Below are 23,948 nucleotides of genomic sequence, written 5' to 3'. Positions count from 1 at the left end.
AATTTCTTTATTTTGCTATTTTGCCGTTCCAAAATCTACAATACTAAAATCTGTCTTCACCTTAATATCAGCCTCATGGGCATAATAATTCTCCCACCTCTTACTAAGCTGCTTCCATTGCTTTGGATCATTCCATTCCAATAACAAGCCGAGTTGCAAAACATCAGCACCTGATTTTTGAGTATTACGAATGGCTTCGGCAAGATTATCAGAGACTTTTTCTTTAAGCTTCGCAATGATAATTTGACCGAGTTCCTCTGCATCCCTATTTTTTGGATCCCTTAAATAAATCACACTAGCTTTCCCTTTTAAATTCACAGTGAACACCGGTCCATTATCTGTATGTTTTAGCTTCTTTGATGCTTTTGTGCTTACAAATACAACACTTGCGGCACTTTTCCCCTCATCCCATTCGACGGTGTAAACTGCCAGCTTAAGACTACCTACCGCCCAAGCTAATGCCCTTCCCTCTTTAAGCTTAAGTGTTCCTTTCATTTTATCTCTATGAAACAGCATTGCCCCTTGAATTCCTGCCCAGTACTCCGGCTTTCCCTCTTTCGACGTTTCTTCTTTTTTACCAAATGAAAGATTGTTTATTGCAAATCCTACACCTGATGCCTCTGCAAACAGGCAATCTTTAATCGTAGTTGAAAACAAATACCTCTCTGATCCAAAGTTTCTTAGTACATCCGAAGGCAATTGCTCGTAAATAGGTGTTAAAGTATTCATCTCTTTTGCACTTGTGGGGCTAGCCATAACATACGCACCTAAAGGCAGACTTGGTTCTCTTTCAATCCATAGGAATAATTCGCTGATTCCTTGTTCAGCATAGGTTTTCCCTAAGACAATAACTTTCAGTTGAGAAAGACTTAGTTGACGTGTTAAGTCTTTTTGAATTAACAGCATGGCATCTGCAATCGATCCTGCTGTGTTAGAAACGGTCGAATAAGTATTACCATCTCCTCCACCGCCATTTGATGGTTGTCCTCCCGCGTTAAGACGATTGGGCAAGGGTGAGTTAATCGTAATTTCAACAGTATTTGGTTCTTTGCCTTCATCGATAAACATTCCATATACAAATGTCAGTTCATCCAGTTCTACCTTCGATGACCAACAACCTGTTATATTTAGGAGCAAGATTGCAATAACTCCTATCTTCAGGATTCTCATTTCTCTTTCTGTCTCCTTTTATTCCTATCTGTATAGAGGTTGCTGCGTTTCGTCATAAAATTTGAGGGAAAGCGAGCTAATGCATCCTTCCAGTCTCGTAACACCAGTGGAGCAACGGGTTGCAAATATGGAGCACCTAAAGGTCTCAGATTAGCTAGATGTCCGTAAATCAAGAAAGCTGTAATATAAACCCCGAGCAACCCCATTATTCCACCCATAATCAGTAAGAGGAAGCGAAGTAATCGAAAAGTCAAGCCTAGCTCATAATGGGGAATGATGTAGGTGGAAATTCCAGTAATGGAAACGACAATGACCATTGGAGCAGATACAATTCCTGCTTGTACAGCGGCTTGACCGATTACTATACCCCCAATAATAGATACTGTCTGTCCCACAGGCTTTGGTATTCGCGTACCAGCTTCTCTAAGGGCTTCAAAGGTAAGTTCCATAATCAGAGCTTCTGTCAGCGCTGAGAAAGGGATATTCTCTCTCGCAGAGGCTATTGTTATCAGCAGATTAGATGGAATAATCTGAGGATGAAAAGTTGTGATTGCAACATAAAGCGATGGAAGAATCATGGATATAATTGAAAATACAAATCGGACTATTCGAATCCAACTTGCTGCATAAAAGCTTTGGTAATAATCCTCAGAGGACTGGAGCATTGTAAAAAAGGATGTCGGAGCAAGCATTGCAGTAGGTGTGCCATCTTGTAATATTCCGATCCGGCCTTCCATTAAAGAAGCCGCCACCGAGTCAGGGCGTTCTGTATATTGAAATACTGGAAATGGTGTGAAGTTCCCCTTCCTCAATTGTTCCGATATATAACTAATGCCTAGTATCCCATCAATATCTATTTCATCTAGTTTCTGTTTAATCTCAGCTAGAACTTCTTTTTTGTAAAGGCCTTCAATATAGACCACATACACATCAGTTTTTGTATATTTGCCAATTGAATAATGAATGGTCTTTAGATCCGGATGTTTAATTTTATGTCGAATCAAAGAGAGATTCGTTTCAATATCTTCAATGAAAGCCTCTTGGGGACCAATCACTACAAGTTCGTTTTGTGATTCGGTCACTGATCTTTTTTGATATTGAGTAATTTCAAAATAATAAACATAAGGAAGATCCTCTATACAAAGCACTACTTTTCCGGCAACGATCAGATCTACAATCTTTTGTACATCAAATGCCTTGAGATATTGGATAGGAAAAACAATTCCTTGATCTAACCGTTCTAAAAATTTCGGCCATTCCAGCTTTGCTTCTGCTTCTTTTTTTAGTGGCAAAGCAATACTTTCATGAAGTGTCTTAGAATCGATGATGGAGGGGATATAGATCAGAAGACAGGAATGCCCATGAACGGAAATCGACTGATATACCGCATCACTACATCCTTCCAGTTGTTCCTTAATGGTTTCTAAAATTCCTGACATGGGCTATACCTCCTGAATTGTGACTTTCGAATCTGGCTTAGTTTGCCAATTGTATACGAGGTTTATACTACCTACTCCATTAAGCTGTATACGAAAAAAAGAACCGGTGCAAAAACCGATTCTTTCTTGTTTTTTGTATGAGGTTGTATCCCATCAACTTTGGATTAAAGGCTTTAAAACTTTCAAAGATGCTTGCAATTGCTCTGCACATTGTTCATACATTTTTTTAGCTTTTTCATTTTCTGTCGACAAACTGAACATTTCCAGATCTGCTTCACATTTTTTGAGCAAAGCATATAATTGTGGTTTATCTTGTGGCTGTGGGACTTTAAAGTTGTCGGCGTACAAATCGACCGTCAACTCACCATAAGAATCAACCTGACCTAGAAATACATTCTCAACAGTTAGACCCATTTTCTCTAGAGCTCCATCAAGCCAGCTGCGAGTCAGATTTAAAGTATCCAAAGGTTTATCAAGTACTTTCCCATCCATAATGACGGCTTGTGGCTCTTTTTCTGGAGCAACTTTAATACCGAGATGTTTGGGTGTAAGCGGCTGATTCTCTCTCTTAAGCAGAACATTAATGGCTCCATCAGATTCCATAATCGCAAATTCCACTTCAGATATATTGAATACATCCTTTTTACGTAGCTCTTCCAATAATTCATCTGTTGTTAAGCGTTCCTTTTTCATATGATCTTCGAGTATTTTTCCGTCCTTAATAAGTACGGTGGACTTAAAATCAATGAAGTCTCTTGCTTTTTTACTCTTCATCTGAAGATATTCAACCCCTAAAGAACAAGCGACCCATACAATCAGTGCAATGAGTCCTAGATGCCAATGCTTGTCCGTATCCAAAGAAATATAGGCAGCTAAGCTACCGACGGTTATCCCCGTAATATACTCGAAGAACGAAAGCTGCGATACTTGTCTCTTCCCCAATAACTTAGTTAATAAGAAAAGCACAACCACAGCAAAGAGGGTTCGTACTATAACCTCCAGCCATTCCGGCATCTTAAATTTCCTCCTTTTGATGAGCCTTTGTTTATTAACACTCATTATTTGTTAAAAAAGGTTCATTCAATCCGAAATCACACTACTTATTTATGGAAAATCGGTTGCCGTGAAACGCTTCTATTTTTTTCCTGCATAACTAAAGTGAAGGTTGAGAACAATAGGAAACGTCATGCTAAAAATTCAAAATAGAGGAGAGAAACCTAATGACAGTAGCCTCACAAGTAAAAACATGTTTATCTTCTTTAAAAGGCGCTCAAGCGAGCTTGGAACAATTTGCACTTGAAACACAAAATGAAAGTGCAAAAACTTTATTCACTAATGCAGCTGAGCAAACACAACAAATCGTAACACAGGTTGAAAATCGGGTAACCGAATTAGAGTCTGAGGAACCTCAATACAAAGGCTTCTAGCTTTCACTTGAACAATCAAAGGGGTCTTAAGACTAGTAATAACTAGCCTTAAGACCCCTTTTCTACATCATTCATTTCTACAACATAACTCCAATACCGCTTACTTTCTTTTTTTGGCAGGAATCAGGATCTGAACCGAAGTGCCAATTCCAACACGACTAAAAATAGTTACGCCATACTCAGGGCCATATTGTAATTTAATACGTTGATCCACATTACGGACGCCATAACCTGTGTTCGTATGACCTTTCGAATCGAAGATTTGATCAATACGTTCTTGTCTGATTCCTATACCATCATCAATGATACGGAACAAAATATTATCGCCTTCCTTACGGCCAACAATGCGTAAATGAATGTGATCGCCACACCAAGCGTGCTTCAGCACGTTCTCGATAAAGGGTTGTAGAATCAGTTTAATGGTCTCATAAGGCCAAATCTCTGTATCAAAATCAAACATAACCTCCAAGCGGTCACCGTATTTAATTTTCTGAATTTCTAAATATGCATTTGCCTGCTCAATTTCAGTTGGAACCGGAATCATCGTACGACCTTCATTCAGTGTTAGGCGATAAAACTTCGCTAACTCCAGTACCATCTGCTGCAGCTTCTCATTTTGACCAAACTTGGCTAATTGAATAATAGATGACAAAGTATTATACAAGAAGTGTGGATTGATTTGCGATTGCAGGATTTCAAGCTCTGCTTCCTTCTTCTGGAGCTGTGTCAAATATACTTCTTTAATCAACATATCGATATTCTCACCCATATCATTCAGCGCTGTTGCTATCTGAGAGAATTCATCCTTGCCTCGATATTTAATACGCTTATGAAGATCACCTTCCCGATAGGCATTAAGAACATATACGAACTTATTAATCCGGATCGAAAAAAACCGGGATATAAATATGCCCACGAAACTAAAGACCACACAACATATGAGACACATTAAAATAATAAAGAGACGTACCTTCACTGCATCCTTTTCAAGGATCGCAATCGGAACCAGCGCAATTAATTGCCACTCTTGGTTAGCAACCATAATCGTTTCTTTAATCGTCAGGTAATCTTTATTTAGCTCGGCTTCATTGGTATAGTTCTCCGGTAGTTCACCCGATTGATACATCGTTTTTCCAAACTCATTCTTTATAATTAGATTACTACCTTTTCCTATCTTCGTATAATTCACACTGTCAAATAGATCTGGAATCCTTACATTAATCCGCAGGAAGCCTATCTCCTTTGGCTTAAGAGGTTCGTATGTATCAATTAATCTACGGAGTAACGAGATGCGATTATTCTCTACATCGCTCTCAATCTGCCACCATTTCATAGTTTCAGCGTATTTTTCAGTTGGAAAATCATAATACCACGACTTCCCTTCAATCCGTTTCATGTGGTATAGATGATAAAAGCTACTATTATCCAGATAGCCCTCAAGTGAATTCGAATAGATCTCAGGGATCGACTCATTCTTCAAGAATAGCGACATACCAATCTTCACACCTGTAGATTGAATAGCTACATCAAGCTTCGGCAGTACCTTCTTAGACATCCGATCGTAATTTTCCCAGCCTTCCTCATAACTCCGAAGATTCCGATAGAAATCAAAATCACTGTATAATTGCGTCGATATTCGAGTAACTTCATCCATTTTATAATCAATATTGTCACGAATCTGCAATAACGTTCCTTTAATATTCGTATTGATATGTTCGCGTAATGAATCATTATACATGGAATGAGAGACGAACCCGATCAGTGATACAGGGATAATAATAAAAAACATATAGGTCAGCATTAACTTATACCCAATTGGCACATACTTATGTCTTCTTTGCTTTTTCATAGAACATCATCCCCCATCACTTGTCGCGCTTACGATACTCCATAGGTGTCATACCATAAGCCTCTTTGAACTGTCTGCTGAAATAAGGGAGATAACGATAGCCTACCTTGCTCGCGATTTCATAGATTTTGCATGTCGGATCTTTCAAAAGCTTGCCTGCTTGATCCATTCGAAGCTGAGTGAGTACTTCACTGAATGTTTTTCCAGTTTCCTCTTTGAATAAATATCCCAAATAGTTAGGAGAGAAAGAGAACTGCTGCGCAATATCTTTAAGCGTAAAGTTATCACTCATTCTGTCCTGCATCATTTGGATAATTTCTCTAATGAGTTTATGGTTCACAGAATCTGATTTACTACGCAGATACTCTGAGATCTCAAATGTTTTGAGTACAAGCCAAGAGCGAATATCACTAATTGTATCGAATTGATGTAGAACATCTAAACTATGTATCTCCATACCTAAAATTTCAAATAAATCCTCACTAACATCCTTCAACTGCTGATCTAGCTTCCAAATGATATACATCGCCAGATTATGAATCGTGAATTTGGATCTTAAACTACTTACAGAACGGAACAGCTTGTCGATCTCATCATAAATAAGAACTAACTCATACTCTTTCATCGCTTTAAACAGCGTATCCATGCGGGTATCTAACATACGAGCGTCGATCATCCCAGGTTCGCTGCTAACAGTTTCATATATAATAAGATTACCTTTGCCTATGAACATTTTTCCGTCCACGGCTTCCATAGCTTGTCGATAGGATATGTGTACCTGTTCCATCGAAAATGTTGGTTTCCCTATACCCACGGTCATTGTGACCGGAAACTTCGCGCGAATCGAAGCGTAAATATCCTCAGTGAAATTTTCCATTTCCTGTTCGTTAATCAATAACGCAATCCGATAGGACGATACCTTGTAGCAATGGGGCATGCCATGCATCTGACCTATTCTATTCACTTCATAAAGGAAGTCCTTGGCCATTTGATGTTTCGATAGATTATCCTGTCCTTGAAGCCAGTTAAAATAATCAAGCTCCAAAACAGCTACACGAACAGGCCAATTCAGCTTATCCAGACCGTATGACTTCACAAGCGACAACATTCCGGGCTGACTCCCCCCCTCCCCCTCCCATTCTCCTTCAAACAAACGTATCAACAAATCATTTTTGGCCATTGGAATCATATGCTGATAGGCTTCTTCAACGTCACGGCGTTTACGTTCATCGTCTAAATCCTGCCTTACTTTCTGAAGTGCAGCAATGAGTTCATTGTCATCCATTGGTTTTAGGACGTAGCTATACGCCTTCAACGACAGCGCTTGCTTCACATAACTGAAATCCTGGTAACCGCTTACAAATATCACGCGTATATCCTTTTTTTTCTCTATGGCAATTCGAGCCAGCTCTAGACCCGACATATTCGGCATATTTACATCACTAACAATAATATCAATAACATGCTGATCTAAAATATCGCACGCGGTAAACGCGTTATTTGCTGTCTCCACAACTTCCATACCAAGCTCATTCCAAGGAATAAATTGTCTCATACCTTCTAGATCAAGCATCTCATCGTCTACTAATAATACGTTGTACATCAACAAGTCCCCCTTTGAAACGCATTAAATCTATCCCTGTAAATTCTACCATTACTATTTCCCAGTATACCATTCATTTGTCAAACAGCTTTTAAAAAATGAGTCCTAAAAATAGAACGTAAAACGAAGGCTTGCTAGTAAGTAGCAAACCTTCGAATTACAAATTATTATTTTCCTAAAGCCTTTTTGTTTTCTGTCCATACTTTTGTAACATAATCAAGGAATTTCTCATAACCAACCTTCATGGAATCATCGTGCGCTTTATCGAGAATTGCTAATGCTTCTGCATCAGTTTTCGCATACATTGATTTCGCTCTAGCAGTTAACCAGATATCTCTGACACTTTGTCTGATAATACCTTCTTCACTGTCGGGAGCCGGATCCCAATTTAGGAACTCCGTAAAGTCGCCTTGTGAAGCCCACGTTACTTCCATCTGCCAACGGTTACTAAAGTCGATTTTATCAGCTGGAAGGGTTTGCAACATCATTTTCTTCGTATTATCCAAGAAAACTGTGTTTCCTACCCAAACCAAGTCACCAGCCTTACCGCTAATTTCAGATAATGCTTCTGGCTCATTTAGATATTTATCTTTATTAAATTTAGGAGTAAGTCCATCTGCTTCAAAGCCATCCCAGTAAGCGTCTGGTCCTGGAGGGCCCCAGTTCAGAACCATAGAACCTTCTGCACCTGTCATCCAATCAAGCATTGCGAATACAGCTTCTGGATTTTTAGCATTTTTAGTGATTGTAGCCACGTTCCAGCCTAACTGATTGTACGTTCCCGGAGTAATCTTACTTTGATCCAAGCCCGGTTTGTAGATTGGTTTAATAAACATGTAACCATCTTCCGGATTTTTCTTCTTCATCTCTTCATCAGCAGTAGCGAGCAACTTCATCGGATCGAATGTCGCAATCACAGCGAACTTGCCATTCATCGCTTTCTCTCTAATTTGGTCTTCTGTTTGGGTATTCGCATCCTGTGTCATAAGCTTCTCACGCATTAATTTAGCACCAAAGACAACGGACTCACGGAACCCTTCATCTTTGTAAATTGAAGCCATTTTGTCGCCATCAGGTACAGCGTATATTCTAGTATACGAAAGGTTATTCTCTTTAAACGAGGAGAACAACTGGTCAATACCGTTACCATCTTTCGCTAAGCCAGTCTCAAACGGAATAACATCTGGGAACTTCGCTTTAACAGCATTTAAGTAAGCATACAAATCATCCGTAGTCTCTAGCTTAGGAGAACCGAGTTCTTTGTAAATTTTCTTATTGATCGCATAACCGGCATTTCCGTTAGGCTGTGTTGTATAATAATTCGGCAGCTGATAGATTTTTCCATCAGGAGAACGAAGCAATTCCAAATGTCCAGCTGTTAAGTATTTTTTAAAGTTTGGATATTTATCAATGTATTCATCCAAAGGAACTAGCATATCTGCTTGACGAAGACGTTCTACGTCAGCACCTTTCTCAGTCCACACAATATCCGGCAGCTCGTTACCCACGATCATTGTTTGCAGTTTTTGAGCATTATTACCACCGGAGCTAATACCAGTGACATTGATTTTCAAATTATCTAAAATCCATTTAGAAGCGGCATCCTTGCCCCATTTCGGCATTTGATACCAGCCGTAGTTTCCGTAGAAGGATACTTCAAGCGGTTCTTTCCCTAACTCATACAAATCAGCCGCTGGAGCTTCAGTTGCTGTGTTAACCGCTGTTCCTCCTTCTTTCGCTGGTTCAGCAGTTGCAGCTGGAGCGCTTGAATTGTTGCCACTACAACCCGCCACCACAGTCGATAATAGCAAGGTAGACAACGTTCCGAGAAGCATCTTTCTCTTAGTCTTCAATGTATTTTCCCCTTTCAATTTGTAATCTATGTTCAAAGCAATACGCTCTAAACCCCATCTCATTCTATCATCCTACTCTTTCAATGATCCCACTAAGACACCTTTAACGAAGAACCTTTGTAGGAATGGGTACACACATACAATCGGAATAGTTGCAACCATGATCGTAGCCATCGTTAATGACTTCGACGTTATTTTCTTGGCTGAGTTAATATGAGCAATGGAACTTGCATCTACATTAGACAGCTGTTCTGAAGCAATATTAGAGAACAATATCTGTCTCAAGATGGTCTGAATCGGCATTAACTCTTCTTTCGTAATATAAATACTCGCTACGAACCACTCATTCCAGTGATTGACTGCTGTGAACAAAGATAATGTTGCGATAACAGGTCCCGACAGCGGAAGTACGATGCGGAGAAAAGTTCCCCAGTATCCACAGCCATCAATCTTTGCTGACTCCTCTAAACCTTGCGGAAGACCTTGGAAGAAGGTCCGGAATATGATCATATTCCATACGCTGACAAGTGCAGGAATAATAAACACCCAAAATGAGTTGAAGAGGCCTAAACTTCTGATAAGCATGTATGACGGAATGAGTCCCCCACCGAAATACATTGTAATGATACACATAATCATGTAGTATTTGCGACCCATCAGTTCACGCTTCGACATTCCATAAGCAAATATCGAAGTGGCCAATATCGCTGTTACTGTGCCAATTACCGTTCGTAATGTAGCAATGACGAATCCACCCATTAAACGAGAATCTTCAAATACAATCTTATAATTCTCAAGCGTGAACTCACGGACCCAGAAAGTAATTCCGCCTTTGGAAGTATCCATCCCCTCATTAAAAGAAATTACAAGTGAATTCCAAAATGGATAAAACGCGGAGAATGCCAGTAAGGTTAAGAATACATATATGAATCCAATAAATAATCGGTCTCCTATGTTAGTACGTTTCATAATTCAGTCCCCCTATATTGTGTAATTCATTACCACAAGCTGTTTCCTGCTTTTCTGGCAATGAAATTTGCAAAGGTAAGTAATGTCACACTGATAACGGCCTTGAACAATCCGATAGCAGTCGCATAGGAGTACCTGAAGTTATCTATACCGACACGTACAACATATACATCAACTGAATCTGATACTTCTCGTAGAGCCGGATTGGAAGCAAGGATCAAAATATCTTCAAATCCTGCATTCACCAGATTACCAATTGCCAGAATCATAAAGATAATTACAACTGGCATAATGGAAGGCAACGTAATCAAATATATCTGTTTAAAGCGACTCGCACCATCCATTGAAGCAGCTTCGTATAAGTGCGGGTCAATACCAGCAATGGCAGCTAAGTAGACGATCGATGCAAACCCAATTTCCTTCCATACATTGGTTGTAACTAAAATACCCCAGAAATATTCAGTCATGGAAAGGAAGTTAATCGGTTCATCAATAAATCTCAATTTCTCAAGCAGCATATTTATACTGCCGTTATCTACGGATAGCATCGATGTAACCATTGAGCCGATAACCACCCAAGATAAAAAGTGAGGCAAGTATGTAACGGTCTGAATAACCCGTTTAAAGAACATTTTACGAACTTCGTTCAGCATTAACGCCAAAATAATCGGTGCAGGAAATCCAAAACAGAACTTCAGTAAGCTGATTATGATTGTATTTTTCATAACCACTTCAAATTCAGGAGCATTAAAGAAGTAAATAAAATGCTTTAATCCAACCCAATCACTGCTAATAAAACTATTACCTAACTTGTAATCTTGAAAAGCGATTAGAATACCGTACATGGGGATATAAGCAAAAATAAAAACTAGAACGAGTGCCGGCAATACCATAAGCTGTAGATCTATTTGCTTAAAAAAGCGTCTTATCCCGCTGGTCCGATGCTTGCCCAGATTCGGTCTTGATGTCTTGTCTGGTGCGACGCTTGCGTTCGCCATATGTAAGTCCTCCTAAACCTAGATTCTTATAATTAAATCAGCTTGCATGGCCTTCTCTCTTTTTGCAGCCTTGGTTCTCCTCTACTCTCCTTCCGTTGATCTGCGACCTTATGAACCAATCTTAATATCTAAGCGCTTTCAAAGGTATATGACAAAACAACTATTATTGATACTTTGACACTGTCTTGTAATTGCTCGTCCGATATTACTTTTATTGGAAATCACCAGCGCTTTTCATCGTTTAGCAATCGAATTATACCTTGAATTCTGCAATCAGTAGAATGTTTACTCATCTTTAATATTGTTGAAACAGAAACAAAAATTTAATATAATATTGCTAATGCACTTACGGGTAGGAGGATAGGTCATGAACAAGGAAGAACAGATCCTAATGGGTGTCAGGGACCTATATAATAAGATCGTTTGGCTTAATAAAGATAAGATGGAAGAAAGTCTTAAGGGGTATACATCTTCCGAAGTACATTGTATTGAATACATTGAAAAAAATGTAGATTCCAACGTGACAAAACTTGCGGAGTCCTTTTATATGACTCGCGGTGCCATCAGTAAATTAACTAAGAAGCTCATAGAAAAAGGCCTTATCGAAAGCTACCAGAAGTCGGATAACAAGAAAGAAATCTATTTTAGGCTTACTGAGCAAGGAAAAGTAATTTATAAAATCCATGAGGATCTGCACAAAGAGTTTCAAGAGCGGGATAAAGCTGTATTTGAGCAAATAACCGAGGAACAATTTGAAAGTATGCTTAGTTTCGTCGAGAAGTATAATAGGCATTTGGATAAAGAAATAAAGAAAATAGGGATAGATATTAAGTCGGAATAAATATAAATAATGAATATGAAATTACAGGCAGCCGGGCTCTATTGAGAACGAGCTGCATTTTTATTGTTATTATTTTGTTGACAAGGAAACATAATTTCATTAAGATGAATATGTTTCCTAGGAATCAAAATTAAAACGTTTGAGGAGCGAATTTATATGTCCTTATTTAAATCACACAATGAACAGAACACAGAACAATCCATAGATAAACACGCTTTAATATTCGGTCTTATCTCTGTGTTTCTTTGCGGAATCGGCTTCAGTATCATAATGCCTGTCGTCCCATTCTTAGTGCAGCCTTATACGAGCAATCCGGGAGAACAAGCTATAATTGTTACGCTGCTGACCTCTGTTTATGCAGTCTGCGTGTTTTTTGCAGCCCCCATACTTGGAGCTTTGAGCGACAAATATGGGCGTCGTCCATTGCTCTTAGTTTGCCTCTTGGGTTCCGCAATCGGGTATTTCGTTTTTGGTATTGGAGGTGCTCTATGGGTACTTTTTGCTGGACGCATAATCGAAGGTATAACAGGCGGGAGTATAAGCACGATCTTCGCATATTTTGCAGACATTATTCCTTCAGAACAGAGAACCAAATACTTCGGATGGGTGAGTGCGGTTGTAGGTGTAGGCACCGTCATCGGCCCAACTATAGGCGGATTACTTGCTAAGTTTGGTTATTCTGTACCCTTGTATTTTGGAGCAATAATAACTTTATTGAACGTTGTTTATGGATTCTTTTTTATGCCTGAGAGCCTTGATAAGAAGAATAGACTGAAAGAGATTACCTTTGTAAGACTGAATCCATTTTCACAGCTTGCGAACTTACTTTCTATGAAAAACTTAAATAGGCTACTTGTCTCTGCGTTCTTACTTTGGATACCTAACGGATCTTTGCAGGCAGTTTTTTCACAATTCACTATGGATACTTTCAGTTGGAAGCCTGCACTAATCGGACTTATGTTTTCAATAATGGGCCTTCAAGACATCATTTCACAAGGTTTCATAATGCCAAAGCTTTTGAGGAAACTTAGTGATAAACAGATAGCAACTCTTGGAATGTTTTCGGAGATTATAGGCTACAGTCTTATTGCAGCATCCGCTTTGTTCTCATTCTATCCTCTTTTTATCGCTGGAATGTTTATATTCGGTTTTGGTGATTCGATTTTTGGGCCTTCCTTCAATGGGATGCTCTCCAAGTCTGTCGATTCTAGTGAACAAGGAAGGATTCAGGGAGGTAGCCAATCTATCCAGGCTTTAGCTAGAATGATTGGGCCTATCATTGGAGGACAAATTTATGTGTCACTTGGTCACGCCGCACCCGCTTTTATGGGTATGATCCTTATTGCAGCAGCTATATCAGTATTGAATAAGAGGACGCTTGTAAATCTGTAAGCAGGTGGTCTTAAGAACAAATAATAGGGTTTCAGAACTTAGTGACAAGTTCTGAAACCCTATTATTAATAAGAACCCAACAGTATTTTTTTAACGAAAGGTGTTAATTCTAGGGTGTTTAATTGTTCAATGTCTATCCACTGGGCGCCTAGAGAGTCTTGTTCATCCCCATCAGTCTTTAGTTCATAATTCAAATCTAGTAATTCCACTTCATATATGATCCCTATATGGTGTAATTCTTCTAGCTGAGTATCACTGTATGGATAAATTAAAGTATAGGAAATTGAATCTTGAAGTTCCCCTTTTAAACTTGTAATTCCTGTCTCTTCCCAAAACTCCCTCTTAAGAGTCTCATACGGTTCCTCTCCAAACTCAATAGATCCACCCGGAAAGTCCCACTTCCCCGTATGAGGGCCTCTTGCTTTCTTAATTAGTAATACTCTATCGTTAATAACTAAGACACCATATACTCCAAGATGAGTATGTTTTATCAGCTCCATATGTCAAACTCCTTAACAAACACTGCGGTTCCAGAAATAAATACATCCATTTCACCGGATTCATTTCGATATACGACAACACTCACTTTTCCATCTCTACCAATCTCATGCCCTTGTTCTACATTAAATTGAATCGAATCCAGATGCGTATCAATATAATTCAAATAATAGGCCCCCATCACACCTGACGCTGTACCTGTTACTGGATCTTCAACGGTTCCCGAATAAGGCGATGAGAAATGTCTAGCGTGCATGAGTGCGTGCGGATTATCATTTAGAATTGCGAATGGGTGCACCGATGCTTTTGGAAGCTGCGTTAAAATATCTGGAAACAACCGGTTTATCGGTTTCATTTTATTAAAACTTTCTTTATTCTTAACAGGGACTAATAGCGTCCAAGCACCTGTACAACCATACACAATAGGCAGATCCTCTTCTACCTCATCAAGGGTTAAACCTATGGCGTGCGCAAGCTCGGCTCTATCACCGTTAAATTCAATAAACTTCGGATGATCTTGCTTCATTTTTATCATTAATTGGTTGTTATTATCGAAGCTAAATCGAATGGGTAGCACTCCTACATTTGTTTCAATATTTACCGAGCTAACCTCTCCAAGAATCCCCTTTGTTTTCAAAGCAAATAAAGATGCCATTGTAGCATGTCCACAAAGATCGATCTCATGGCCTGGCGTAAAATACTTAAGTCTTAAATCAGCTACATCTGATGAGATTACAAAAACTGTTTCGTTAAAGCCGACCTTGTGAGCAATAGATTGCATGTCACTTTCACTTAAATGAGCCGCATCTAACACTACTCCCGCAGGATTTCCTTTGTTCGGATAGGGTGAAAAAGCATCATAATGAAGGACTTTGACATTGTTCACTGGTAAGCCTCCTTTTTTTAAATACATATAGACTGATTAAGTGAGACACTCTGCTGTAAAAATCTCTATTTCACTTAAATTATTTTCGAGGTTTGAAATAGCATTACATATAATAAACTGGTCTATATTGTCTTCATGATACTCTTTAGATAAATTTGGTTGTTTGAAGATTGTTTCACTGAATCCTTTATTAAGTGCTTCACAATCAATTTCAGGATGAGTATCATGAAGTTCCTTGAGTTCAAATACAAGTCCATCTTTTTTACGCTGGATGATTTCACAGACTCCTTCTTTTGAGTACACATTATGAGTTAACAGGATTCTTAATGCCGTAAGATCACTAGCTTTTTCCTGTGAAATTTTAATTAATTCTTCTTGAATCTGTAGCACTTGTTTCGTGTTCCAATGATTTATTAATTCTTCAAAAATATTGTACACCCATTCTTGATCATCGCTGTGGTGATTTAGTACTTTTTTAACATATGGAATCATCGGATCCCCTATTTCACGTAAAAAAACTGATATTTGCCCCGCACCTGGCCAATTAGTATCTTGTATCCATTCAAGTAAACCTGTCAGTACACTCTTCACACGTGGATATCCCAAACGCACGACTGTTTCAGCCGCTCCATCCCAATAGTCTTTTGAAATAGGCTGCAGTAACAAATGAAGATTCTCTTCCTCTATATATTGTAGCTTCTTAATTGCATCTTCTTTTTCCTCTTCGGGTGTGCCCCATGATAACTTTTTGATTAAACTTGATATACTTTCCATTGTATCCGCCTTTTCATCATCATTTCGTTGTCATAGCAAGCTTCATCGATAGCCTTATAGGCAGTGCAGCATTACCCATCTGGTTCAAATCTCCCACCATAAATAAATCTTTAATCGGATAATAAAAAGCAAACGATCCTGTTGATCCAGAGTGCCCCATTAACTCTCCCTTGCCCATAAAAAGCGTAATCAACCCATTCAAAGGAATTCTCATGTAACCACTGCCATAGTAGATAGGTCCCATGGATGATTGAAGTTTATTAGCTGCCGATAGTTGTTCAAAAAACTCCTTATTAAACAGCTTGCCTCCAAAGAAAGCCTTCGTAAATATCATTAATTCACGAGCAGTGGTGATACAGCCTCCACTCGCACGGCTGCTTCTAATCACTTTGGGTCGATAAATAGATTTATCCATATAATAGATATTCGGTATAATATCATTTTCATGTTCAGGTAGATATGTACTCTCTAATGCTAGTGGTTCAAATATGTATTTCTTATAAGCATCAGCTAATGTGGTTTTTGTTACTTTCTCAATGATTTCACCAAGCATGTCAAAGTTTATATCGGCATAGTATGCTTTTCGCTTAGTTTGAGGTGCAAAATGTGGCTTCAGGTTCTTTACCAGCGCCACCTGCTCACTAAAGGTTGTGTAATAGTCCTCCTCTATGGCACGACTCTTAGCACTATTTCCTCCTTCTTCAAACACATCCGGTAGCCCACTGGTCTGAAACAACAAATCTGATAGGGTCAGATCAAATGAATAATCCTTGCCACCAAACACATGGATATTACTTAACAGCTCATTATCAAAATACTTTGTAAGCCTATCACCCAAAGAAAGTTCATTTTTCTCTAGTAAACCTAAAATACAGGTTGTAGTAAATAGCTTGGTGATACTGGCCATTAGTAACGGGGAGTCAACACCCTTGCCTCCATATTCTTTGCTGTAAGAGAAGTCGCCATTAGTGTTCTCTACGAAAATGACTCCTTCATGAATATGTTTAGAACTTGTTGTTTTATTAAAAATCTTCTCGATGTTTTGTATTCTTTTGGTTGTCATGGGTTATCCAATCCTCCAATCTACCTTCCAAATGACAAGAAGAACAACAAAACACATAACTCCAGCAAAAATACTAAGGAATATAATTATTAGTTACAACTTGGTTAACCCCGAATCATACACTGTCGTAATCAAAGTAACAGATTTTCCTAACGATATTTTCGTTTTATTATCCATATTATTAATAACACAATAACTAAAGACCCAATTATAAAAAACCAAATCGTTTTACCTTCCAATTGACCGTTGGCATATTGACCTTTATTTATGGCTTTGACAAATTCAGCTTCGTTGGTCTGAATGGCAATGATTTCTTTTGGATCAGTATTCTTAATCGAATAATATGGCGTTCCTTTAGGGTAAGTATTTGAAAAGTTGCCGCTGTATGTTCCTTCATGGTCTGAATATCGGGTTACTTGACCTATCTTCTTATCGATTTCATTCGAAGGGACGAGTTCTTCTGATGATATTTCATAAATATCGCCTGAGTAAACAACAAAAGAATAGGTCCAGTCCGCGCAAATAGAGCGTATTGGTAGCAAAGCAACAATGGCTAGAAATATAATAATGAACTTCTTCATCTTTTCCCCACCTTATCTACGGGATTCGATTGCTTTATACAGTTCATTAAACGTTCCGCCTTGATTTAATCCCTCAATAAGTTCCATTAAGCCTGACTTTCCTACGATCCCAAACCATCTGACAACTTCTGAATGGGCGATCTCATAATTTGCTTTTACTTGTGAGGGTTCATAAAAAGCATCTCTACTACTTAAATCATTAATATGATCTAAATTCAGACTTTCATCTCTTAAATATCTATGATCAACTACGGTTGCTAGCCCTTCATCAAACCATACAGGCACCTTATCCTTATTCATTAATCTCGTTCTTAGCTCACTATGCAGCAGTTCATGAGCTATCACATCCTCATTAAATCCATCAGGACCGACAACGATGTAATGTCCCCAATACGTATAATAAGTTTGTGCTGTTCGATTATTTTGAGCATATTTCTCTAGGGCTTTAGAAGATTGAACGAATAAAATGGTTGGATTAGCTTGAAACCCGTCAAAAACCTCTAAAATTCTCTCTTTAGATTGTGTGAGATCGTTTAAAATCATATCCTCCATATTCACAGGGATGTCAGGTTCCACATAAACATGTTCAACACGCTCCTCCATACTAGAAAAGTCGACAATCATCGCATGAACAGGTTGAGGATTTAACATGTAGCTACCTACTAGTAACATTAGAAAGATAGAAAGAATTGCAGCGATGATGAATTTCTTTTTCCTTTTTTTCATCATACCAGTAGCTCCTTTGGGGTTATTAAAAATACTCCTGTTTCATCTAGAAGTACGGGATATCTTTTTTTGCATACTAATATACATTCTCTTCCACTAATCCCATCTCCTCCACATAAAACTAATCTCTATTCACATAAAAAAGCCTCTGCTTCAGAGATTTCTTCTCTTAGACAGGGGCTTGGTCTGCTGTTATTTAATTGAGCTAATACCATTGTGCTTTTTCCATTTACGAATTTTCGAACGAAAAGTCTTGAACGGTGCAACGGAATTGATATGAATCCATTTGACCATAGGCCATCTTGGATTCTTTCCTGTCCATTTCCGGACTCCTTGCGTGAAAAGCTCTTCATCACTTAAAGAATCAATCCATTTCTGCCACTGATGTTCCGTTTCTTTAAATAAAGATCTTAATTCGTCTAATGTGCAGGTAGCGTATGAATGATAAAACGATTGATATAAACCGCCAAGTTGATTCCATTTATAGTCCGGTGAAGGCGTAATGACGGCTCTTCCTGCTTTTTCATCCCTATCCCATTTCATCACAAGGTTCAACCAACCCAATTGATACGCAATGATTTCTGCTGGTGTCCGATCAACCTCTTCCATACGAATGTCTTTTTGAGTATTCTCAATGCCATCAAATTCTTTATCAAGAGACAAATACGCAGTATGTATAGCATTTTTCAATACTTCTTTAGTGGGATAGTTGAGTGTAGACATCATAACTCTCCTTTATAGACCTTTGCTAAATCACTTTATAAAAGTATTATGTACACGTTCAGATTTCATGAAGTACGCAATCCAAATTGCACTCGTCATCACGGGTCTAATAACATTCCGGAGTGACCGTCCCATTTCAATTTCTCTGACAAGTGGAATTTGTAAAAGAAGGACATAATCAATGATTCCAACTACGGGTACCACCACATAAAAAATAATTAATAATCGAGGTAATATCGATTTCCGTCTATAGAAATGAACTAGAATATATACACTGAAAAGTAATAGCGCTAGGGTAAATACGATTTCAAAAACAACGGTAGTTCCCCATAAAGGATGATAAAACTCTGATTCGCTTGAAGTTAGTGCAGTCCAGACTTCGGTGTCAAACATCATGGAAGAGTTCTGGAAAAACTGCATGATCTGAATGATAATCGTCCCATAAAGACCTATTTGTACGAGGATCAACCATCCCCCAAGTCCTGATACTCCTAAAGGTTTGTAATCTTTTTAGTTTTTCGATTATGTTTGTTTCCACGACAACTCTCCCTGTTTTTACATCTAAAGGATTATCAAAATCATTTCCTTATAAAGTAATATTCTCTCCAATAATAAGACACTTACTATCACTACCATGCCCGATCTCGTTCGTCTTTACGATAGGAATCCGGCTGATCTCCTTCAGATACTCTTCAACGATTGAAAATTCATTATAGCGCTCAAGTTCAGTAAACGACCCAAGAATTACTCCAGCGCATTTATCAAAGCTTCTAACTTGCTGCAGCTGGGCAAATAAGGAGACGATTTTGTTCGCTCTGCCACTTAAACTTTCTAAGAATAAAATCTGGTTCGAAGGGTCTGGAATATAATTGGTTCCTGCCAGCTTCAGAAAACATCGAATATTCCCTCCAATTACAATCCCGCTCATCTGGTTCCCACGGATCCAATGATATTTGAAATCATAAAGATCGTTATGCCCTTGGAAAAATGTTCGATAAAAAGCAGCTTGCTGCTCCGCCCCATCAGAAGAAACAAGAGTCATCAATTGATAATGATAGGATTTAGCATTACTTTGCGTGTATAAAGCATTCAAAATAACGGACAAATCACTCATTCCGAAAAAAGGCTTTGGATGCAATCGAATATTATCGTAGTCTAAATACTCCAAGATCTGGTTCGCGGAATCCCCACCTGAAATATCAAAAATCGCACGAATTTCATTATTTTTAAATAGTAGATTCAGCTCCGCTGCTCTTTCCTTAGGACTCCCACTGAAATAACCATTCCTTCTAAACAAGGTGTTGGAAATCACTACTTCAAGACCAAACGAGTTCATAATTCTAATTAGTTCTTCAACTTTAGTTAGGTTCTCTACCCTCACGCCATCAGAACAAGCGATAAGTCCTACTTTATTCCCAACAGTGAGCTTTAGAGTTCTACTCATCTCTGTTATTCCTCTCATCTCTAATATAAGCGATTCTCGTAGCTGTCCTTTAAAGACTTAGATACATCGTCTTGAGATAGCCCAAGCTTTTTCGCGTGATCGGCTATGATTACCGAGGGTTTAGGCAGCTCTTCTTTCAAGGGCCAGTACGTATCATCCCATAGATGTGATCTCTTAAAGGCTTTAGCACAATGCATATAACACTCTTCTACTTCAACGGCAATGCCCAATTTCGGTAGTTTACCTTGAGCCTCCATATGAACCATTATTTCTTGATCTTTGATAATTCTTGCCTGTCCATTGATCCTTAAGGTTTCTTCCAATCCAGGAATAATAAATATCAAGCCCACTTTTGAATTTAAAAGGATGTTGCGCAAAGAATCAAAACGTCGATTACCAGGCCGTTCAGGAATTACTAAATGCTTGTCGTCTAACACATATACAAAACCTGGAGCATCCCCACGCGGAGATACATCACAATTACCTGATGAATCACTTGTTGCTATAAAGAGTAACGGTGATTTGGAAATATAATCTCGGCAATGGTGATCGATAAGGGTTATACTCTTGTTGTTTACCAATTCACTGGGATACCCATACATTGACCTTAGTTCTTCTTCAGAGTCTATAACTTCTTTAAAAATCTCTTCACTGCCCAGCTCATTTTTCATTTGATCACCCCTAAATTTCTGAAATAATCCATTTTACTATCGATAAATCCATTGTCAAAGTCAGCGGCACCAATAAGTTCACCCTCACTGAAACATAAAGCAAATAACCAAAGCTGTCTAAGCGCAACGAACATAGGAACAGCACTAATATCATTGTCACTGAGATTTCTTAAGCTTCTGTATCCATTTAAAAATGCTGCCCATAACCGCTCTACTTCATCTTTATTATGGCCACTATGAATCTCTCTTGCTAATCTAAACTCTGCGATATCATAGGCTCTCCATCCGTAACCACAAATATCGAAATCATAATGAGTTAATTTCCCTTCGTCCGTGAAAGTCACATTCGTATTCCCATGCAAATCGCCATGGCAGATGCCCCAGTCCAAACCCGCTTCCAGATGAGCTTCAATCTGCGCTTTTAATTGCATTACAAGATCATACAAGAATTGATAATCCTCTTGTCGATGGTCCATATGCAGTTTGATCGTATGAAGCGGTTTTTCAATTAAATGTTCAAAATCAAGCATACCTCTCACATGTTCACTCTTAAAGTTATCCGTAGCTTTGTGGATTTGTGCAACTGCTTGTCCAAATAAATAGCTGTCTTCTACCGCATGAATAGACTTTTCATTTCCTTCAGCAAAACTAAACATAACGCCATACTTCACACCCTCAGGCACCAAAAATTCATTAATCATGATTCCATCTTTTCGAGGAATAGGAATGGAGACGTTTATACCTTTATCTTGCAAATCGTTCAACAATTCTAATTCAAAATCAATATCCGATTTACTCCGTCTATCCGCACGATAAACACGAAAGATGTATTTTTCCAATGCTGTCTCTAAGATGTATGTATCGTTCATGCCTCTAAGAAAATACTGAAGTTTATCTGGTTCGTGAATCTCATAATGATCTTTAATATGTAATAATAATGCGTCTGTTGCCAAGAGTGAGTATGTAATAGGAAAAAAACTCAAGTGTATCCCATCCCTTTAAGTTATTGATAGTAATATTTACACCATACCATATTTAGGGAGTTGAATCATTTTCTTCTTGAAGCTGTGAAACCAACGTATGGTAATATAAGTATAATAATACAGAATCAATTACATGGAGGTGTTCGAATGCGTAAATCACCATTGATCTTGAGTATGATTTTATTATCCTTAACGTTAATTATGGGCTGTAGTTCAGAAGTGGATGATGCCACTAAAGCCGCTGAGAAGTACAAAAATGTTGAATATACCGTCAAGGTTTCTGATGATTTATTTTCTGTGGAATCCATTCTAGCGCGGAATGAAGAAATGAAACCGTACTTTACAGAATATTATACCGAAAAAGCTATAGGGAGCCGAATCACAACTATCCCTTATCAAATCGCTAATAAACAAAAGCTTTCTTTAAAACCAGATAACCTAAAGTTCACCCTTTCCGAACAAAAGAAAAATATTGTTGAGTTAAAATACACTTGTGATCTTATTTTGTTGGATAAGGATGACAAAGAAAGTAAACGTGTCCCTTTGGAGGGAATACTGACAATGTTTGATGTGGATGGTCAATGGTTAGTGCAAGGAGATCGTTTTGACTCGGAGGCTTTTATGAAATTGATTTATGACTAAACACCCTTCATATACCATATTATTACTGGAATATATTATCTTTCAATAGTAATATTAATTTCCAGTACATTGTAATATGATAAGGAGCTAGTGAGTCATGAAGCGAACTGCATGGATCATAGTAACATTACTTTTATTATTAGGGAGTATCCCAATTACTGCGTCAGCAAAAGCAGAAACTGCAAAATCATGGAAAACACTTTACTCTGAGTATATCAAAAAAACGTTAATGGATGCTACTAGAGACAGGTCTTATGACGATAACTTCAATTATTTCACTTTAGTAGATTTGAACTTTGATGGAACTCCTGAACTTATACAAGGGTATTCTTTTCGATTCATTCAGCCCATCAACATTGCTCTAACCGTCCAAAATGGAAAAGTCATTCCATTCAATTATCAAGGGAAACTGAAGGATATTTCAGAGGGCATATTTAATGTAGGTATGGGTGGATTTCTACCGCGCGATAAAAATCGTGGCCTGCATCTCTATAAGAACAAAAAGGATGGAACATTACATTATATTGCTTATGAAGATGGCAGTGGATCGTACAATTCTTATCTGCAGGTTTTCGAGATTAATTTTCAAGGAACCAAATTTAATGATAAAGAGATTTTCTTGGCAGACATACCAGATCAAGAAAAAACGGATGATATGCCAAGCTATTATGTAAATCAAAAAGAAGTGAATAAATCCGCCTATGATAAGGCGTATAAGCAATATTTTTCTAATTTAACGTTAGTACCAAGTAAAGTTATCACTGCAAACTATACAGACCTGTTTAATAATGAAGCTAACAAATTCGTTCCAAATGGAATCGCTAATTTTATAAATCGTTATTCTTCATCTAAATAAAGCTTGTTGATTGATCCTCCTTCATTAGATAAAAAAGCAGACTGCTCACCATAGCAATCTGCTTTTTTGATTAAATTAGCTTTTTACTCATCCGATAATTAACTAACTGAACCCCTTTTCGTTCTACACTTTGTTCCGAAATAAGCTGGTATCCCTGTCGTTCAAAAAATGGCCTAGCTGTAATACTTGCTTCGGTATCCATTTCATGAAGAACAAGCTCTCTCGCTTTCTTTTCAAGCTTGTTCACGAGAGCAGAGGCTACGCCTTGGCCTTGGAAATCTTTGTGGACAAATAGACGATCCAAATGTCCTTCCAACGTCATATCTGAAAATCCAACGATGTAACCATTAATTTCGGCTACATAAGAGATATTTTGACGCAAAGAAGTTCTCCAAGCATTTAGTTTGAGGGCCTTTTCCTCATTAGGTGCCCAAGCATCAAGCTGTTCTTGTGAATAGTCTTGTTTGTTTACAGCATGAACCGTCTCATAGAACAATGAGATAAGCTGACTAATATCCGATTCTTGATAAGCCCTAATTTCCATTCATCTTTCTCCTTGC

Annotated in this window: 24 protein-coding genes; 5 read left to right on the top strand and 19 right to left on the bottom strand. The window is 38.2% G+C overall.

Annotated features, from left to right (window positions below):
• Window positions 1-15: 15 nt before the first annotated feature.
• From NSU15_RS14055 to NSU15_RS14045, 3 genes are all read right to left on the bottom strand, one after another.
• Window positions 16-1,170: a Ger(x)C family spore germination protein gene (locus NSU15_RS14055; protein WP_339290914.1), complete on the bottom strand. Its 1,155-nt coding sequence runs from the start codon at window positions 1,168-1,170 to the stop codon at window positions 16-18.
• Entirely contained in the window at window positions 1,167-2,609 is a 1,443-nt protein-coding gene (locus NSU15_RS14050; protein WP_339290912.1) for a spore germination protein, read from the bottom strand. The genes NSU15_RS14055 and NSU15_RS14050 overlap by 4 nt, the downstream gene beginning before the upstream one ends.
• Before the next feature lie 153 nt (window positions 2,610-2,762).
• Window positions 2,763-3,623: a DUF421 domain-containing protein gene (locus tag NSU15_RS14045; RefSeq protein ID WP_076118388.1), complete on the bottom strand. Its 861-nt coding sequence runs from the start codon at window positions 3,621-3,623 to the stop codon at window positions 2,763-2,765.
• 206 nt (window positions 3,624-3,829) lie between these two features.
• On the opposite strand from NSU15_RS14045, the gene NSU15_RS14040 reads away from it, so the two are divergent.
• Window positions 3,830-4,036, top strand: a complete 207-nt coding sequence (locus tag NSU15_RS14040) for a DUF1657 domain-containing protein (protein ID WP_036678243.1) — start codon at window positions 3,830-3,832, stop codon at window positions 4,034-4,036.
• 100 nt (window positions 4,037-4,136) lie between these two features.
• On the opposite strand, the gene NSU15_RS14035 is transcribed toward NSU15_RS14040, so the two are convergent.
• The 5 genes from NSU15_RS14035 to NSU15_RS14015 form a co-directional block, all read right to left on the bottom strand.
• On the bottom strand, window positions 4,137-5,885 hold the full coding sequence (locus NSU15_RS14035; protein ID WP_339290909.1) for a sensor histidine kinase: 1,749 nt from the start codon (window positions 5,883-5,885) through the stop codon (window positions 4,137-4,139).
• A gap of 16 nt (window positions 5,886-5,901) precedes the next feature.
• Window positions 5,902-7,488: a response regulator gene (locus NSU15_RS14030; protein ID WP_339290907.1), complete on the bottom strand. Its 1,587-nt coding sequence runs from the start codon at window positions 7,486-7,488 to the stop codon at window positions 5,902-5,904.
• A 167-nt stretch (window positions 7,489-7,655) separates the two neighbouring features.
• Window positions 7,656-9,341 (bottom strand): extracellular solute-binding protein, encoded by a 1,686-nt coding sequence (locus tag NSU15_RS14025; RefSeq protein ID WP_339290905.1) that lies wholly within the window; start codon window positions 9,339-9,341, stop codon window positions 7,656-7,658.
• Between the two features lie 72 nt (window positions 9,342-9,413).
• Window positions 9,414-10,310, bottom strand: coding sequence for a carbohydrate ABC transporter permease (locus NSU15_RS14020; protein WP_042127373.1), 897 nt, complete (start codon window positions 10,308-10,310; stop codon window positions 9,414-9,416).
• A 29-nt stretch (window positions 10,311-10,339) separates the two neighbouring features.
• The gene (locus tag NSU15_RS14015) at window positions 10,340-11,308 is read right to left on the bottom strand and encodes an ABC transporter permease subunit (protein WP_060623997.1); all 969 of its coding nucleotides are present in this window, start codon (window positions 11,306-11,308) and stop codon (window positions 10,340-10,342) included.
• A 367-nt stretch (window positions 11,309-11,675) separates the two neighbouring features.
• Between NSU15_RS14015 and NSU15_RS14010 the strand changes: the two genes are divergently transcribed.
• Together NSU15_RS14010 and NSU15_RS14005 are read left to right on the top strand one after the other, a co-directional pair.
• Window positions 11,676-12,149 carry a MarR family transcriptional regulator gene (locus NSU15_RS14010; RefSeq protein WP_076118381.1) on the top strand — a complete coding sequence of 158 codons (474 nt, stop codon included), beginning with the start codon at window positions 11,676-11,678 and terminating at the stop codon, window positions 12,147-12,149.
• Between the two features lie 156 nt (window positions 12,150-12,305).
• Window positions 12,306-13,541: an MFS transporter gene (locus tag NSU15_RS14005; RefSeq protein WP_076118379.1), complete on the top strand. Its 1,236-nt coding sequence runs from the start codon at window positions 12,306-12,308 to the stop codon at window positions 13,539-13,541.
• A 65-nt stretch (window positions 13,542-13,606) separates the two neighbouring features.
• Here the strand turns inward: NSU15_RS14005 and NSU15_RS14000 are convergent, their stop codons facing one another.
• The 10 genes from NSU15_RS14000 to NSU15_RS13955 form a co-directional block, all read right to left on the bottom strand.
• Entirely contained in the window at window positions 13,607-14,041 is a 435-nt protein-coding gene (locus NSU15_RS14000) for an NUDIX domain-containing protein (protein WP_231574190.1), read from the bottom strand.
• Window positions 14,032-14,925 (bottom strand): PhzF family phenazine biosynthesis isomerase, encoded by an 894-nt coding sequence (locus tag NSU15_RS13995; protein ID WP_076118377.1) that lies wholly within the window; start codon window positions 14,923-14,925, stop codon window positions 14,032-14,034. The genes NSU15_RS14000 and NSU15_RS13995 overlap by 10 nt, the downstream gene beginning before the upstream one ends.
• 36 nt (window positions 14,926-14,961) lie before the next feature.
• Complete coding sequence (locus tag NSU15_RS13990) at window positions 14,962-15,699, bottom strand: DUF5071 domain-containing protein (RefSeq protein WP_076118375.1); 738 nt, start codon at window positions 15,697-15,699, stop codon at window positions 14,962-14,964.
• 19 nt (window positions 15,700-15,718) lie between these two features.
• Window positions 15,719-16,762, bottom strand: a complete 1,044-nt coding sequence (locus NSU15_RS13985) for a serine hydrolase domain-containing protein (protein ID WP_339290901.1) — start codon at window positions 16,760-16,762, stop codon at window positions 15,719-15,721.
• A 149-nt stretch (window positions 16,763-16,911) separates the two neighbouring features.
• Entirely contained in the window at window positions 16,912-17,343 is a 432-nt protein-coding gene (locus tag NSU15_RS13980; protein WP_339290900.1) for a hypothetical protein, read from the bottom strand.
• A 12-nt stretch (window positions 17,344-17,355) separates the two neighbouring features.
• The gene (locus NSU15_RS13975) at window positions 17,356-18,072 is read right to left on the bottom strand and encodes a hypothetical protein (protein ID WP_339290898.1); all 717 of its coding nucleotides are present in this window, start codon (window positions 18,070-18,072) and stop codon (window positions 17,356-17,358) included.
• Window positions 18,073-18,261: 189 nt separating this feature from the next.
• Window positions 18,262-18,792, bottom strand: coding sequence for a ClbS/DfsB family four-helix bundle protein (locus NSU15_RS13970; protein ID WP_076118369.1), 531 nt, complete (start codon window positions 18,790-18,792; stop codon window positions 18,262-18,264).
• Between the two features lie 586 nt (window positions 18,793-19,378).
• Window positions 19,379-20,236, bottom strand: coding sequence for a S66 peptidase family protein (locus tag NSU15_RS13965; RefSeq protein ID WP_339290896.1), 858 nt, complete (start codon window positions 20,234-20,236; stop codon window positions 19,379-19,381).
• A 20-nt stretch (window positions 20,237-20,256) separates the two neighbouring features.
• On the bottom strand, window positions 20,257-20,907 hold the full coding sequence (locus NSU15_RS13960; RefSeq protein WP_339290894.1) for a pyridoxamine 5'-phosphate oxidase family protein: 651 nt from the start codon (window positions 20,905-20,907) through the stop codon (window positions 20,257-20,259).
• A complete protein-coding gene (locus NSU15_RS13955) occupies window positions 20,904-21,860 on the bottom strand; it encodes a phosphotransferase (RefSeq protein WP_339290892.1) in 957 nt (318 codons plus the stop codon). Before NSU15_RS13955 ends, NSU15_RS13960 begins: the two co-directional genes overlap by 4 nt.
• Before the next feature lie 177 nt (window positions 21,861-22,037).
• On the opposite strand from NSU15_RS13955, the gene NSU15_RS13950 reads away from it, so the two are divergent.
• Together NSU15_RS13950 and NSU15_RS13945 are read left to right on the top strand one after the other, a co-directional pair.
• Window positions 22,038-22,532, top strand: a complete 495-nt coding sequence (locus NSU15_RS13950; RefSeq protein WP_339290890.1) for a hypothetical protein — start codon at window positions 22,038-22,040, stop codon at window positions 22,530-22,532.
• Between the two features lie 97 nt (window positions 22,533-22,629).
• On the top strand, window positions 22,630-23,388 hold the full coding sequence (locus NSU15_RS13945; RefSeq protein WP_339290889.1) for a hypothetical protein: 759 nt from the start codon (window positions 22,630-22,632) through the stop codon (window positions 23,386-23,388).
• 70 nt (window positions 23,389-23,458) lie between these two features.
• Here the strand turns inward: NSU15_RS13945 and NSU15_RS13940 are convergent, their stop codons facing one another.
• Complete coding sequence (locus NSU15_RS13940; protein ID WP_339290887.1) at window positions 23,459-23,932, bottom strand: GNAT family N-acetyltransferase; 474 nt, start codon at window positions 23,930-23,932, stop codon at window positions 23,459-23,461.
• Window positions 23,933-23,948: the final 16 nt, after the last annotated feature.

The sequence above is a fragment of the Paenibacillus sp. FSL E2-0201 genome (assembly GCF_037963325.1).
In the GTDB taxonomy this organism is placed as follows: Bacteria; Bacillota; Bacilli; order Paenibacillales; family Paenibacillaceae; genus Paenibacillus_AQ.
The sequence above is the reverse complement of the archived record's forward strand: the minus strand, read 5'-3'. Positions and strand labels throughout refer to the sequence as shown.